Annotated in this window: 9 protein-coding genes; 2 read left to right on the forward strand and 7 right to left on the reverse strand. The window is 40.7% G+C overall.

From position 1 onward, the window contains the following. The 5 genes from JKG64_RS14310 to JKG64_RS14330 form a co-directional block, all read right to left on the reverse strand. Positions 1–1,443 (reverse strand): sialate O-acetylesterase, encoded by a 1,443-nt coding sequence (locus tag JKG64_RS14310; protein WP_210355009.1) that lies wholly within the window; start codon positions 1,441–1,443, stop codon positions 1–3. 7 nt (positions 1,444–1,450) lie between these two features. Then, positions 1,451–2,410 (reverse strand): DUF5017 domain-containing protein, encoded by a 960-nt coding sequence (locus JKG64_RS14315; RefSeq protein ID WP_210355010.1) that lies wholly within the window; start codon positions 2,408–2,410, stop codon positions 1,451–1,453. Positions 2,411–2,422: 12 nt separating this feature from the next. Beyond that, a complete protein-coding gene (locus JKG64_RS14320; protein WP_210355011.1) occupies positions 2,423–4,255 on the reverse strand; it encodes a RagB/SusD family nutrient uptake outer membrane protein in 1,833 nt (610 codons plus the stop codon). 12 nt (positions 4,256–4,267) lie between these two features. Next, positions 4,268–7,648, reverse strand: coding sequence for a TonB-dependent receptor (locus JKG64_RS14325; protein WP_210355012.1), 3,381 nt, complete (start codon positions 7,646–7,648; stop codon positions 4,268–4,270). A gap of 193 nt (positions 7,649–7,841) precedes the next feature. Beyond that, positions 7,842–8,981 carry a FecR family protein gene (locus JKG64_RS14330; RefSeq protein WP_210355013.1) on the reverse strand — a complete coding sequence of 380 codons (1,140 nt, stop codon included), beginning with the start codon at positions 8,979–8,981 and terminating at the stop codon, positions 7,842–7,844. Positions 8,982–9,151: 170 nt separating this feature from the next. Between JKG64_RS14330 and JKG64_RS14335 the strand changes: the two genes are divergently transcribed. Both JKG64_RS14335 and JKG64_RS14340 read left to right on the forward strand, forming a co-directional pair. Further along, positions 9,152–9,748 (forward strand): RNA polymerase sigma factor, encoded by a 597-nt coding sequence (locus JKG64_RS14335; protein WP_021069054.1) that lies wholly within the window; start codon positions 9,152–9,154, stop codon positions 9,746–9,748. Between the two features lie 166 nt (positions 9,749–9,914). After that, positions 9,915–12,827: an alpha/beta hydrolase family protein gene (locus tag JKG64_RS14340; RefSeq protein WP_210355014.1), complete on the forward strand. Its 2,913-nt coding sequence runs from the start codon at positions 9,915–9,917 to the stop codon at positions 12,825–12,827. 120 nt (positions 12,828–12,947) lie between these two features. Here the strand turns inward: JKG64_RS14340 and atpG are convergent, their stop codons facing one another. Together atpG and atpA are read right to left on the reverse strand one after the other, a co-directional pair. Then, positions 12,948–13,826 (reverse strand): ATP synthase F1 subunit gamma, encoded by an 879-nt coding sequence (gene atpG / locus JKG64_RS14345; RefSeq protein ID WP_210355015.1) that lies wholly within the window; start codon positions 13,824–13,826, stop codon positions 12,948–12,950. A gap of 83 nt (positions 13,827–13,909) precedes the next feature. Then, positions 13,910–15,484: a F0F1 ATP synthase subunit alpha gene (gene atpA, locus JKG64_RS14350; protein WP_133582614.1), complete on the reverse strand. Its 1,575-nt coding sequence runs from the start codon at positions 15,482–15,484 to the stop codon at positions 13,910–13,912. Between the last annotated feature and the right edge of the window lie 30 nt (positions 15,485–15,514).

Here is a 15,514-nt window from a genome sequence, read left to right on the forward strand (position 1 = left end):
CTAACGATCTGTTTTAAACGGTGAAGCCGGTAGTCCCTCCTTATTAATAAGATTACTCGTTTCCGGATTGTCCTGCCAAGCATATCTTACGCTAACAGGACTTGAGACCTCTGTGCTTGAGACTTCTACTTTATCCTTTACAATTACGGCAGTCGCTGGTACAAAGTTGCCATCGGCTCCAGCGATATAAAATCCAGATAAAGCCTCATTATTACGCGTCGAAAGGCCTGATCCTAAATGATCAAAAGATAATCTAGCCTTATTTCCAACAATTTTTAGCTCCTTATAAATCGGCCCTGAGTAAACTACTTGCTTATTGCCGTAGGCGATATATTGTGCTAATAATGCTAACCTTTGTCCCACAGTCCATTTGTTTTTGGGATGTATATCTTTAGCTTCACCAACATCTATAGCAACGGCCATTCCTGAGTTGGGAATAGTCTTCCAATTGTTCAATTGTGCATCTCTCAATTCGGCCCACTCACTTTTTACCATTTTTGGATTGTATGCCTTATAATTGGCCAATTGGACAAACAAAAAGGGGATATTTCCCTGTCCGATTTTTTTGCGCCAATTTTCTACCAATGCAGGCATAAGGTGTTTATATTCTTCTGCTTTACTGACATTTGACTCACCTTGGTACCAGATTACGCCCTTCATCCCATAATTGACAACGGGAGCTATCATTCCATTATATAACATAATGGGTTCATGGTGTACCTGGAGTTCTTTCTTCGCTGTAAGCACTTTTACTTTCTCCGGATCCTGTATACTATCAAAGCGCGCTAAATAATGGGGAAATTCGGTTAATGCCTCCTGACTCGCCCAGGACTCTGCTGTGGCACCTCCCCAACTAGCTGAGATCAAACCGATGGGAACATTGAGCTTTTGGTGCAGTTCCTTTGCGAAAAAATAAGCTACAGCCGAATAAGCGGGCAACTGTTCGGGCGTTGCTTTACGCCAGCCTATAGATAAGATGTCGTCTTCAGGGGTATTAGTTCCTTTACGCCCTACTTCTATATGTCTGATCGCAGTAAAGTTATCTTCTGGTTGCAGAGAATATGCTGGCTCGATTTGCTTCATCCTCCAATTCATATTAGACTGTCCTGAGCACAACCAAACGTCACCGATGTAGATCTCGCTAATAGTATGCTCAATGTCAATCCCCTTTACAGTCATCTGATAAGGGCCTCCTGCTTCTGCAGACTCCAATTGAATCGACCAACGTTTGCTCTGATCAGCCTGGGTTTTATACTTTTTACCCTTAAAACTCACTTCAACAATCTCCAGGGGATCAGCCCATCCCCATATAGGAATCTTAACATTACGCTGCAACACCATTCCATCTCCCACTAGGCGGGGGAGCTTGACTTTAGAATAACCAATAGAAATATTTGCTGTTACTATAACCAACAAAAGATTAAATAATAATAGTTTCTTCATATGTTATCTATTTTACCACAACTTTCAATGTCCGTACAATTTCCTGCTTGTTATCCTGGCTTTGGTTGGATGCCACGAAAGTCACATAATATGTTCCTGGATTCTCAAAAGTATAGCTGTATTCTTTTACAGGAGCCGTTGCATAGTTCTTGATCGATATTGGTTTATCAGGTCCTAATTGAAAAGGTTCTCCTAAAGTAAAGGGCTTGGATACCACCCAATGTTCTGTCTCGATATCTTCAACCTGTATCACGCCATTATCATCCGGCCCATAGAAATTACCCTGCATAGAAATCTGGCTTTTGGAAACGGTAGTCCGCGAGGGTACATGAGTCAGCGCAAAGGGGTCTACTAGTCTAAAGCCGGCATTGTTTGTATTGATGATTTCTAAATCACCGGCATCGACACTCTTGTTCTGAACTTTAAAGTTGGAAACAACCCACCTGCTAGCATTACCATTGATACTTTGAAATTTTGTAACATAGCGAAAAGCAAAATATAGAGGCCTACCATCCTTCGATAAGGGATATAGGCTCTGCGTTCCTGAAGAAACAATACTATTTCCAGTTGCTAATGCAAACCAGTTCGTAACGTCAGTCCAAGCTGTACTCTTGATATTATCAAAATTATAATCGCCATTAAAATCGCTTGATACGAGGATAGAAAGCTGGTCTTTTTGACTTCCTGCCGTAATCTGACTATCGAAAGACACTATATTTTCCCAGCCAGGTTCGGCAACTCTCCCTTCTTTATGTGCATAATCAGAGAATAACTCCCCCGAGTAAAAATTAATATAATCTGCTGTAGAAGCTATTTTAAACAATACTGGTTCACCTGCATTATACTCATCCTGACCAACCTCAACTTCAAAAGAAGGTTTTTCAATCTCCATTTCTAATCTCTTACACGAAGAAAACACGCTAAGACACACGCTTAATCCGAAAAAGATATATTTATTTATATTCATGTTATCTACGTTTTACCAATGTTTGTTTTGAGTTAACTGTGGGTTTCTTGCAATCTCCGAGCTTGGAATAGGCCATATATCATGCTTTTCATCAACAACATTTCCATAGTTTGGTAAAAACCAAGCTGTAGGTGCATTCTGTAAAAGCAAGTTGTATACGCCATGCATCTTTTCGTAGAATATTCCCCAACGTAGCAAATCATTGCGCCGAAGCCCCTCGAAGCAAAGCTCACGGGACCGTTCATCCTGAATAAATGCTAAAAATGTTTCTTTGGACGCGATTGCGGTATTAGGAACATTAGCTTCTGATTTGTTATACAATATGGCCTGCACCTGCGCCCCTGTTCCACCACCACCTTGTATAGAAACCGCTGGTGCAGAGGTGTATCCTGTGCCATTCGTTAAGCCTAAAACAGGATCTGCAGTAAATGTAAACCCAGTCACAGAACCTCCATTAACCGTCGCCTTGACTGACACACCGCTTCCACCTCCACCTGTAAAAGTCACTGTGGGAGCCGAAGTATAACCTGTCCCCGGATTGGTAATCTGAAACGCTTTCACACCTGAACTTTGTGCCCTTTGTCTAACCTTATTAACTGCTTCCACCGCATCTTCACTTGGTCCATTAATTGCGTTTTCAGCTTCAGCAAACATAAGAAGCACATCAGAGTAACGAATGAGTGGATAATTTATGGAAGTAGCATTGGATTCAGGGTGCGGCCAATATTCACGTCTATATTTTCCTACATGCCGCTGGAACCAATTTAGATAACCTACGCTAGTGAGCATATTTTTGGTTCCATCATTATTATAAGTAAAATTGGCTATGTTCCAAAACTTGCGCGAGTCCTCGGCATCATCTATGGGGTATTTATCCCGCAACACACCACTAGTCAATATCAAGCCCTGACATCTTCCAATAGATGATCCTACCGCAGAGTTAGGGCCAATATATCTTCCCAAATATCCAGTTTCATCAAAGGTTGATGCCGAAGTACCGTAAAATTCGACCTCCCAAATATTCTCCTTAATATCGTATTGGTCTTTTGCCAATTTGATAAATACATCAGAATAAGATGGATTCAGCGCATGCCCAGCTTCTGCATCATTAATTACCTTTAATGCCCAATTCCTAGCATCGACATACTTGCTCTCATCTTTCAACGGAAAACCCGCCCAATGCAAACACACCCGTGAAGCAAGTGCACGTACAGCGGATTTACTAATACGGCCTCCAAATCCTATATCACGGATATCAAGGACTAAGCTTTCAGCGGCTGTCAAATCGGCTATAATCTGCTCATATACTTTTCTGGAATCTGTTCTATCAATAGAAGTCATAATGGGGTCCTCTGATGGTTCTGTCATCAAAGGCACATCGCCAAAGTAGGTTGTCAAAAGGAAGTAATAATAAGCGCGTAAAGTCAAAGCTTCTCCTCTAATGGAGTTTCTAAAAGACTCTTCAATTTCGGTGTTACTGTCCACGTATTTTAACAATACATTTGCTCTTGTAATTCCTTTATAAAGCCATTCCCAGAAATAAAAAACGTAGGTATCTGTAGCTGAAAAATTATAGATATGTGGCCCCGAACGTGTCAATTGAGAAACTTGGGCCTGATGGCCATCATCTGCATCTAATCCAAGGTAAATAATCATATTCATGCCGTACAACTTGTCCTGCCCGAGCACAGAATAGACTCCGTTAAGACCTTGCTGTAATGCTTCCTTTGTATTGAAAGCCGTCTCTGGTGCTACAAAATCCTTAGGTTCGGTACTCAGGAATTTATCGCAACCTGTCAGCGTCGTGAACAACATTAAACTGTATAATACTATCTTTTTTCTCATTTTTTGCAACTATTAAAGATTAAGATTCAATCCAAAAACAATGGTTCTTGCTATTGGATAAGCTGAATAATCAAAGCCTGGTGTAAGCGGATTCTTCCCTCTTGTTGAAACCTCTGGATCCATCCCGGAATATTTGGTCCACGTCAGTAGATTCTGGGCAGAAACATTAAGACGTAAACTGCTTATTCCTAACTTATCGGTCAGATTTTTGGACAGATTATACCCCAATGAAACTGTTTTAAGACGGATATAGGAGCCATCTTCGATGACGCGCGACGAGTGCCGGCCTCCCGGTCCCTGACCTCCTGCCCGATAATAGGTATTGGAGTTGTTTTCTGGAGTCCATCGTTGGCTATAACTCGCATACTGGTTCAAATCCTTCCCGCCAATCGCGTTGCCATCAAACAAAAGTCTATTTGCGTTATACACATCGCCACCATAAGACCATTGCATCAAAAAACTAAGATCAATGTTCTTGTACCTAAAACTATTGTTGATACCGCCCACATGTATAGGGGTACCATTACCAATAATTGTTACGTCGTTGTCATTGACAACCCCATCGCCATTTAGGTCTCTATATTTAATGTCTCCTGGTTGAATATTGATCCGGTCCGCCTGTGATGCGTTACTCGGCACATCTGCCTTTAACACATATACGCCGGGTGCTGTATTTTCGAAATCACTGTATTGGTATACCCCATCGAATACATACCCATAAAATAAGCCGATCGGTTTACCAATGGTAGCTACGTATAGGTTGGTCGCATTGTAGTCTGCAAAAAAACTAACATTGGTAAACATGTTTTTGGTCCCATCGACTAATTCAACAACTTTATTTTTATTGAATGTGATATTAAAGCTGGTATTCCAATCGAAGTCTTTCTTTTTTATATTGATCGTATTAAGCGTGACTTCAATACCACTATTTTGCACCCGACCTACGTTTTTCATAATGGACGGGAATCCCATAGTTCTGGGAGCCTCTGCTTGCAATAACAGATCGCGGGTATCTTTTTTGTAATAATCTACCGTTAAACCTACTCGGTCATTAAAAGCCGAAATATCAAACCCAATATCTGTCTGCCATGTTGTTTCCCATTTCAAAAAGTTATTACCTAATACTGTGGACACTAATCCCCGACCAGGTGCACCATTATTAAAGGAATAAGAAGGATTTTCGCGTGGCACGGCAACAGACATCTGAGAATAGGCAGCAAAATCATCTACTCTGTTATTACCTGTGGCTCCATAGCTTCCTCTCAATTTGAAAGAAGTAATCGCATCCACATCCTTTAAAAAGTCTTCTTCATGTATATTCCATGCGAGTGCTGCCGATGGAAAATATCCCCACCTATGGTTGGGAAACTTCGAAGAGCCATCCGCGCGGAAGGTTACAGTGGCAAGATATTTTGATTTGTAACCATAGTTGAAACGGCCAAAAAAGGATGCTAAACTATGATCAGTCTGTAATGCTAATGCATTGTTCAAATCGCCTGTATCCAATCCTGACATAACCAATTGTTCATACAAAAGATTAAAACCAGTATACCCATACTGCTCAAACATACGTTGCTGCAAAGAGCCTCCTCCCATAAATCCTAACTTATGTCCCCCACTTAGATTACGGTTATAATTTAACGTTATCTGCCCATCCCATGTAAAAGAGTCTGAATTACGAACAGAACCATTGACTCCATAACTGTTATTTGGATTCAAAGGAGATCCCTGTGTTGTCATCGAATTAAAGAAAACATGTTGCTTCTCCTGGGTATATTTTACGGTTCCCATTGCTTTCAATTGTAACCCACGCATGAGGTTATACTTTAAGCCTAGATTAGTAATCACTGAAGGTGTATTACGGCGCGTATAATCATTCTTACTTGTTATGTATGGATTAAGACGGACATCCGCCCCTGAAATATTTTCAGGATCGCTCACCTCATCTAACAGATTTAGCCCGTTGCCTGTTATGGGTCTGAAGCCCCAGGTACGGAAGAGAAGAAAGGAAGAGGTAGTACCTCCATCGCCTGCTGCTATTAGCGAACCATAATTACGGTTATAAGCCAGGTTACTGTTTAGTGTAAGCTGTATCTTCTTACTTAAATTCTGATCGATATTAACGCGTAATTGGTATCTATCGGCACCTGTGCTCAGGACTACACCTGGTTGCTTAAAAACAGATCCCGAGATTGCGTATTTTGTATCCTTGTTTCCTCCTCGGACAGCAAGGCTATAACTTTGGATAAGAGACCTCTTAAAAATCTGGTCTTGCCAGTCGATGCCTTTGATACTACGATAGTCTTCTAGTGTTTTCTCCCTTAAATAGGAACTTGTCGCTGCAGTGGGATTAAGGTCCAACTGATATTTAACAAAGTCATAGGAATCCATCATTTCCATTTTCTTAGTCACATTTGCCATACCTATTGAAGTACCAAACTCAATGACAGGTTTCCCTTCCAAGCCTTTCTTTGTCTCTATAACAATAACACCGTTGGCACCTCTTGATCCATAAATGGCTGTTGCCGACGCATCTTTCAACACGTTGAAGGTTTTGATATCTTCCATGTTAAGGGATGCCGCATTGAAATCTTCAATTGGAAAGCCATCGATAACATACAGTGGAGCATTACTTTGTGTTATGGAGTTGGTTCCCCTAATGACAATATTAGGATCTCCTCCCGGTTGCCCATCAATAGCTGATACAGAGACACCGGCAACTCGCCCTGCCAGTGCTTCTGTAAAAGAGATTACAGGAGCTTGCAACATAGCTTCAGGAGGCACTTCGCCTACTGCCCCTGTCAGATCGCGGCGGCTTTGTTCGCCATAACCGATGACCACCACCTCGTTGAGCTTAGAAGACTCCTGAACAAGCTGTACGTTGATTATTTTATTGGCTCCCACAGGTTTCTCTTGCAATGTATAGCCCAAATAACTAAAGACCAGAACGGCATTCTGTCCTTCCACTTTAACCTCATAAAGCCCTCGACTATTGGTAACCACACTGTTTGATTTCCCCTTTATCTGAACAGTGACTCCAGTCAACGGCTCGTTTTTCTCATCAGTCACTTTACCGGTTATAGCTATGGTAGACTGCTGAGGCTTCGACTTGATCGATATCGTTTTTCGATTAATGACGTATGTCAAGGGCTGGTTGGCCATCAACTGGTCCATTATATCAGTGATGCTGGCATTCTTGACAGCGATAGTGACTGGGTTTGCCTTTTTAAGCAATTGTGCACTATAAAGAAAGTCATAGCCACTACGCTTTTGCAATTGGATGAAGGCTTCTTCTAAGCTCACATTTTTGTATTGAAGATCAATACCTTGAGCCATAATGCCTGCATTAACATGCATAACAGCCGCCATCACCATAATGGTCAGTAATCTCATAAAACGAAATATTTTAATATGAAAATGGGTATACCTCCTGCAGCGAAATGCAGTACTTTTTTTATACATTTGAATGTTAGGTTTAATTTATAACTGATTATACAAGATGATCTTTAATTAGTCCTGATTTTTATTCCCGAAGACGGTGCAAACGTTTTCGGGACTTCTTTTCAGGAAACTATTATGTCCATACTTAGTCCATAACAATTATCCTCCTTCCCTCTATCTTAAATTTATAGACGCCGGTCAGTTCAAGACCTTTTAGCAATTCATCAAGCCCCTTTGATTTTGAATAAAGTCCGCCGATCAGATTCTCTTTTGGGGTTCCCCTATATTCCACCTCCATATCATACCATCGTGCTATCTGCTTCATAACCTCGTCCAATGTATTATCCTTGAAAACAAAAAGACCATCTTTCCAGGCTAAAGCCTGACGAATGTCTACCTTTTTGAGGAGAATATCAGATTGCCCATGACGTACGACACTCTGTTCGCCTGGACTTAGTATCAGCTCTTTATCATTACGAAGTACTTTTACAAGGCCTTCAGTAAGCGTTGTCTTTTCAACATTATCATCACTATAAGCCGAAATATTGAAATGTGTTCCTAACACTTGTACTGTTGCAGATTTCGTTGTGACCACAAAAGGCATTTTCTCATTTTTAGCTACTTCAAAATAAGCCTCGCCAGAAAGTTCTACAGTTCTATTCAACCCTTTGAATGTTAAGGGATAGCTAAGTGTTGAATTGGCATTCAGCCACACTTTGGTCCCATCCGCAAGTGTCAGTCTATATTGCCCTCCTTTAGGGACATAAAGCTTATTCGTAGCAGGGACCCCAAATGCAATATTTTTAGATTCATCATATTGGATCTCATTCTGATTTAGTTTTTTTATCCCCGTAACCCCATTTGCAGAAAGGAGTCCATTGTCAGCACCATCCAACGCTACCGCCGCACCATTGGACAACGTGAGGGTCACTGTGCTCGAATCGATTAAACCTGGTGTCATCGATTCGGATTTGCCTTGTAAGACAGCTACAGGTTGTCCTTTGTCTGTATCACGTACGTAGAAGTATATTCCTATTGATAGTATTAAAGCTACAGTGGCCGCATATCTACCCCACCAAGGTATCCGTGTTACTGTCCGTGTACTGGACAGCGTATGAAGGATATTTTTATAAATCTTTCCCCTTAGTTTCTTTTGATCCGCCAACGAGGTAGAATCTTGCATCTGAAAGCTATCTTTATAGGCAAAGAGCGCGTTCCTTTCATCCTCGGTAGATTCTCCAGCGATATATTTTTGATACAGATCTATGTATTCTTCAGGTGTCATTATAATTTAGGTTACGTCTATAATATTAAAGAGGGTATCTCCAGCCGTCAACACACATAGAAATATTATTTTTTTTTAAAAAATCGAAAAATCGTTACCGTGACTTATTTGAATAGTAAATCGACAGATTTTTATTAATTTAGCAACCGAGCCAATGACACCGTAGCCCCATGTACAAAAGCAAAGTAACCGATCAAGAATTATGGCATGCTGTAGAGCAGGATGATTCGAAAGCTTTTGCTGTACTCTACAACCGATACTGGCATAAGCTTTTTAAAACGGCTGAATATTATTTAAAGCATGCTGATTCGGCTGAAACAATCGTTCATGATGTTTTTGTCGTATTATGGCGAAGGAGAAAACACCTTAAGATAGAAAGCTTTGCAGATTATATCCACGTCACTGCGCGATATCATATCTTCAAAGTTCTTAAAGCTCAAAAACTATCGCCCATAGAATATATAGAAAGTTATGAAACTGTCGAAAAGGAAGAAACACTAAATACCGCAGATGAAAAGCTAAGCTATATTGATTTTGAAATTAACCTCCGCGAGTCTCTAAAACCTTTGCCACAACGGTGCCGTGAGATATTCTGGTTAAGTCGGATAGACCATCTATCCAATGATGAAATCGCTGCTAAATTTGGAATATCCAAGCGTACTGTAGAAAATCAGATTACCCATGCACTGAAACATCTACGCACCTTAATAAAAGACAACCCTTCGCACACCCTTTCTTTGCTATGGGTCATTATCGTGATGCTATAGGTTTGGACGTCTTGGGATTAAATGCCTTTGTAAGCCCATTATTCTCCTTTGCATCTTACAACTGTCGGATGACAAATCGTAAAATATTCCATACAATCCATATTCCTACCAAAACAACTCTTTAAAATCAATAATTTAGAGGCTGATATACTTAACTTATTTTTTAATGAACAAAAGAACTTTATTATTCTTGGCGTGTCAACTGTCGTGGTTTATCCCCCAGGCGCAAGAAGGTAAAAAGCCATTAACATGGCAAGAGATCCCGTCGTGGCACTATATCCGAATGAACGGAGCACAGCCTTCTGAAGACGGTAAGTGGTTTGCTTATGTAGCAGGACCTTCTGAGGGAGATCTGACCCTTACGCTGAAAAGCACCAAAGATACCTTAAACTATAACTACAAAATAGGCGGTCAAAGCACGCCTATCGCTTTCTCTAATAACAGCCAATATATCGGTTTCTTTGAATCACCAAATTTTAAAGAAATAAAAGCGAATGAAAAAGCGAAAAAGCCAAGCAGTAAAAAGCTTAAAATCGTTGCTTTAAAAGACACCGCATCGTTGAGTTTTGACAAAGTACAAAGTTTTAACTTTTCTAACGATGACAACAAATGGGTTGCTATCCGCTTTGAAGGTATGCCTGCTGGCCCCGGCGCCCCGAGAGGTGAAGATGCAGGCCGTGGAGCAGATTTAGTCTTGTACAACCTCTTGACCAAGAAAAGCTTTAACCTGGGTAATGTCAGCGACTACAAATTCAACAAGTCCGGTCAGTACCTTGCTTATACCATCGATGCCAATAACAAAAATGGTAACGGTATATTCTTGATGGATATGACAACAGGACTGACAAGTGCACTACAAAATGATGATGCCAATTTTTCTAAAATCAGTTGGAATAAAGAAGGCACCGCATTTGCGCTCCTGAAATCTAAAAAAGATAAAAAATACAAAACTCCGGTATATTCGTTGATCGGTGTTAAAAACATAAAAGGGCAGCAAGCGGAGGTATTTACCTATTCGGGCCTAGATGAAAATCAAATTATGGCAGGCTACGGTATCAGTCAACATACCGGAGCGTCGTGGAGTAAAGACTTAAGCACGGTATTCTTTGGTATTGCAAAACTTGAAAAAACGGAAGAGCCTAAGAGTACGGAGAAGAAGATTGATGAGCTGGGTAAAGATTCCACGAACACGAAACTAGCGATAAAAGATAGTGTTTCAACGGATTCCACAAAAACAAAGCTAGCTAAAGCTGCGCCTACGAAACCTCAAGTCAACAAAAAAGATCTCGAAAAACCAGACATGATTATCTGGAACTGGCAAGACAAGCGTTTGCAATCGGCACAGCGCACGCAATTGCAAAGAGACAAGAATTTCATGATCATGAGTGCTTGGAATGTCGCTTCCAACAAATTTGTATCTCTAGCGGATAGCGCTATAAAATCTATCGCTCTAGCGCCAAACCAAACAATCGGATACGGATTGGATTTCAGTCCATATGAATACGAGGCCAACCTGGATGGACAGGGATATGGTGATCTATATATCGTAGATGTAAAGACTGGTACTAAAAAACTAGCGGTCAAGAAATTGTACATGAATGCATCGCGTGGCTTTTCGTTCTCGCCAAACAGTGACTTCCTTCTGTACTATAACGACGGAAACTACTACACGCTAAATGTAAATACATTACAACAAAAGAATATAACCGAAAATATTGCGGCTTCTTTTATTGACATCTACGATGACCATAATGTTTCTAAAGTCGCAACCGGCAACTTTGGATGGACAGCAGATGGAAAATATGTCTTATTGAAGGACAACTTTGATCTATGGAAGGTATCTGCTGATGGTAAATCGGCAACTACATTGACAAATGACTGGAAAGGGAAAAAACTAACTACGGTTGGAGCTAGTAGACTCTATGAAGATGACGAAAACATCGACTTGAAAAAGGATCAGTACTTTACGGTACTCAGTCAGGAGACTAAGCAAAAGGGAATCGCATATCTACCTGCCGGTCAGAACAAAATGCAAATCCTAAAGCTCGATGATATGAACATGAGCTCGATCAACAAAGTTAAAAATAGTAATACGTTCTTCTACATCATGGAGAGCAGTAATCAAGCACCAGAATACTTTGTAAGTCAAGACAAGTTCCTTAAAACGGAGAACCAACTGACTAAGAACAGAAGTAATAATGATAAATATGCCCTATCGGCAGGTTCTAAACTGATTACTTATGTGAGTGACCACGGCGATACGCTACAGGCTACTCTTTATCTTCCTGCAGACTATGTAGAAGGAAAGTCTTATCCGACGATCACCTATATCTACGAGCGACTTACAGACGATAAAAACACCTACGCGCAACCGGGATACCCTGGTGGTGGATTCAATAGAGCGATGTACAACAGCAATGGCTACGCGGTACTAATGCCGGATATCAAATACAAATTGAATGATCCAGGTATGTCTGCTGTGGCATGTGTAATCCCAGCTGTAAAAGCAGCAATCGCTACGGGAATCGTCGATGAGAAAAATGTAGCTATACATGGACACTCATGGGGTGGTTACCAAACGGCATTCTTGATCACGCAGACGAATATCTTTAAAGCAGCAGTAGCAGGAGCTCCATTGACGAATATGATCTCTATGTATTCATTGATCTATTGGAACTCGGGATCTTCGAACCAAGCGATCTTCGAATCGAGCCAGGGTCGTCTTACCAGCGGATACTGGGACAATTGGGAAGCCTACACACGTAACTCTCCTATATTCCATATCAAGAAGGTAAATACGCCACTGATCATTATGCACAATGATAAAGATGGTGCGGTGGACTATACACAAGGAGTCGAGTACTACAACGGTCTAAGACGTCTTAACAAACCAGTCGTAATGCTTACCTACAATGGTGAAAACCATGGATTGGTGAAAGAGGTCAATAAGAAAGATTACGCAGTGCGTATGATGGAATACTTTGATTACTATTTAAAAGGAAAAGAAGCTCCAAGCTGGTGGTCTAAGGGTGTTGACTATATGGACTTAGAAAAACACTTAGAAGAAAGAGCGTTTTAATAATAGCCTAATGGCTGATGGCAAATAGCTATCAGCCATCGACTATTAGCTATAAACTAAGCATAAAAAAAGGCGTTGAAAAATTTCAACGCCTTTTTTTATGCTTAGTTTGTTTTCTTATTAACCGTTTGACAATGCTGCTGCACCGGATACAATCTCGGTCAACTCTGTCGTAATTGCCGCTTGACGAGCCTGGTTGTAAGACAATTTCAAAGCTTTCAATAAATCTCCAGCATTTTCTGTCGCCTTATCCATCGCTGTCATACGTGCTCCGTGTTCTGAAGCGTTAGAATCTAAAACAGCTTTATACATTTGAATTTTGATCGCCTTAGGAATCAATTCTTCAATGATCTTTTCCTTTGATGGTTCGATGATATAGTCAAGTTCTACTACGTTCTCTCCTTTTTCTTCTGGTACCAAAGGTAAAATCTGCTCCGAAGTCAATACTTGAACCGCAGCATTTTGGAATTGATTATAAACCACTTCTACACGATCTATATTACCTTCCTTAAACTCGTCCATAATGTACTCCGTAACCTTAGAAACATTTTCAAAATTAAGATCGTTGAAAAGCTCGTTGTGATTACCAATGACATTAAAACCACGCTTAGTGAAAAAATCGTGCCCACGCTTACCAATAGCAACAATACTCAGGTTGCCACGGGCATGCTGCTCCGCATATTTACTGAAGATAAGATTATTCGTTGCCTTAATAACATTCGCATTAAAAGCTCCGGCCAAACCTCTATTAGAGGTAACTACAACAACCAATACCTTAGTAGGAACACGGTCTTGTGTGTACGGAGAATCATTACCTTCTACAGAACTGGATACTTGAGCTAGAATATCTCTTAATTTATTGGCATAAGGACGCAACTGCACAATTGCATTTGTCGCACGTTTTAATTTCGCAGCAGATACCATCTTCATCGCTTTGGTAATCTGTTGCGTGGATGTAACCGACGTAATCCGGTTTCTTACTTCTTTTAAATTTGCCATATTCCAATTTAAGTAGTAAGTATTTAGTAATTAGTATTTAGACTTAGAAATCTAAGTACTAAATACTAAATACCTTTTACTTATTAATATTTTGAAGCTAATTCTTTAGCTACTGTTTCTAACACATCTGTCAACTCATCAGAGAATTTACCTGCTTTTAGTGCAGACAATACTTCTGGATGACGTTGTTCTAATTGTGTTAAGTATTCTTCTTCAAACTGTCTTACTTTATCTACAGGGACGCTACGCAACAATCCTTTTGTACCTACATAGATAATAGCAACTTGTTTCTCTACAGAAACTGGAGAGAACTGTCCTTGTTTCAAGATCTGAACGTTACGTACACCTTTGTCCAATACGGCTTTAGTCGCTGCATCTAAATCTGAACCAAATTTAGCGAAAGCTTCTAACTCACGGTACTGTGCTTGGTCTAATTTCAAAGTACCTGCAACTTTCTTCATCGATTTGATCTGCGCGTTACCACCTACACGTGATACCGAGATACCTACGTTGATCGCAGGACGGATACCGGCGTTGAATAAGTTAGACTCCAAGAAAATCTGACCATCTGTAATTGAAATTACGTTGGTAGGGATATAAGCTGATACGTCTCCTGCTTGTGTCTCAATGATAGGAAGTGCTGTTAATGAACCGCCACCTTTTACCAAATGTTTGATAGACTCAGGCAAATCGTTCATTTCTCGAGCAATTTCGTCTGAAGAGTTGATTTTAGCGGCACGCTCTAATAAACGAGAGTGAAGGTAGAATACGTCTCCAGGGTAAGCCTCACGTCCAGGAGGACGCTTTAACAACAATGAAACCTCACGGTAAGCTACCGCTTGTTTTGACAAGTCATCATACACGATCAATGCTGGACGACCTGTATCGCGGAAGAACTCTCCGATAGCAGCACCCGCCATTGGCGCGTAGAATTGAAGAGGAGCAGGCTCTGCAGCAGAAGCTGCAACAACTACAGTGTAAGCCATAGCACCTTTTTCTTCCAATACGCGTACGATATTCGCTACTGTAGAGTTTTTCTGTCCTACAGCAACATATATACAGAATACAGGTTGACCTGCATCATAAAATTCCTTTTGGTTGATGATCGTATCGATACAAACCGCAGTCTTACCAGTCTGACGGTCACCGATTACCAACTCACGCTGGCCACGACCCACTGGAATCATCGCATCGATAGCTTTGATACCTGTTTGTAAAGGCTCAGTAACCGGCTGACGGAAAAGTACCCCTGGAGCTTTACGCTCGATAGGCATTTCATAAGTCTCGCCTTGAATTGGTCCTTTACCATCGATAGGTTGTCCCAATGTGTTTACGACACGACCCAACATACCTTCACCTACTTTAATAGATGCGATACGGTTGGTACGTTTGATTGTATCTCCTTCTTTAATTTCGTCTGATGGGCCTAAAAGTACGACACCCACGTTGTCTTCTTCTAAGTTCATTACAATACCTTGTAATCCATTAGCAAACTCAACTAACTCTCCGGATTGAACTTTTGTTAAGCCGTAAACACGAGCAATACCGTCACCTACTTGTAGTACGGTACCTACTTCTTCTAATTCGGCTTCTGACTTAAAGCCTGACAATTGCTCTCTTAGAATTGCCGAAACTTCATCTGGTCTTACCTCTATCATTTTAACTTCGTATAAGGGGTTTTAGAATCT

The sequence above is a fragment of the Sphingobacterium tabacisoli genome, assembly GCF_017908035.1.
Taxonomy (GTDB): Bacteria; Bacteroidota; Bacteroidia; order Sphingobacteriales; family Sphingobacteriaceae; genus Sphingobacterium; species Sphingobacterium tabacisoli.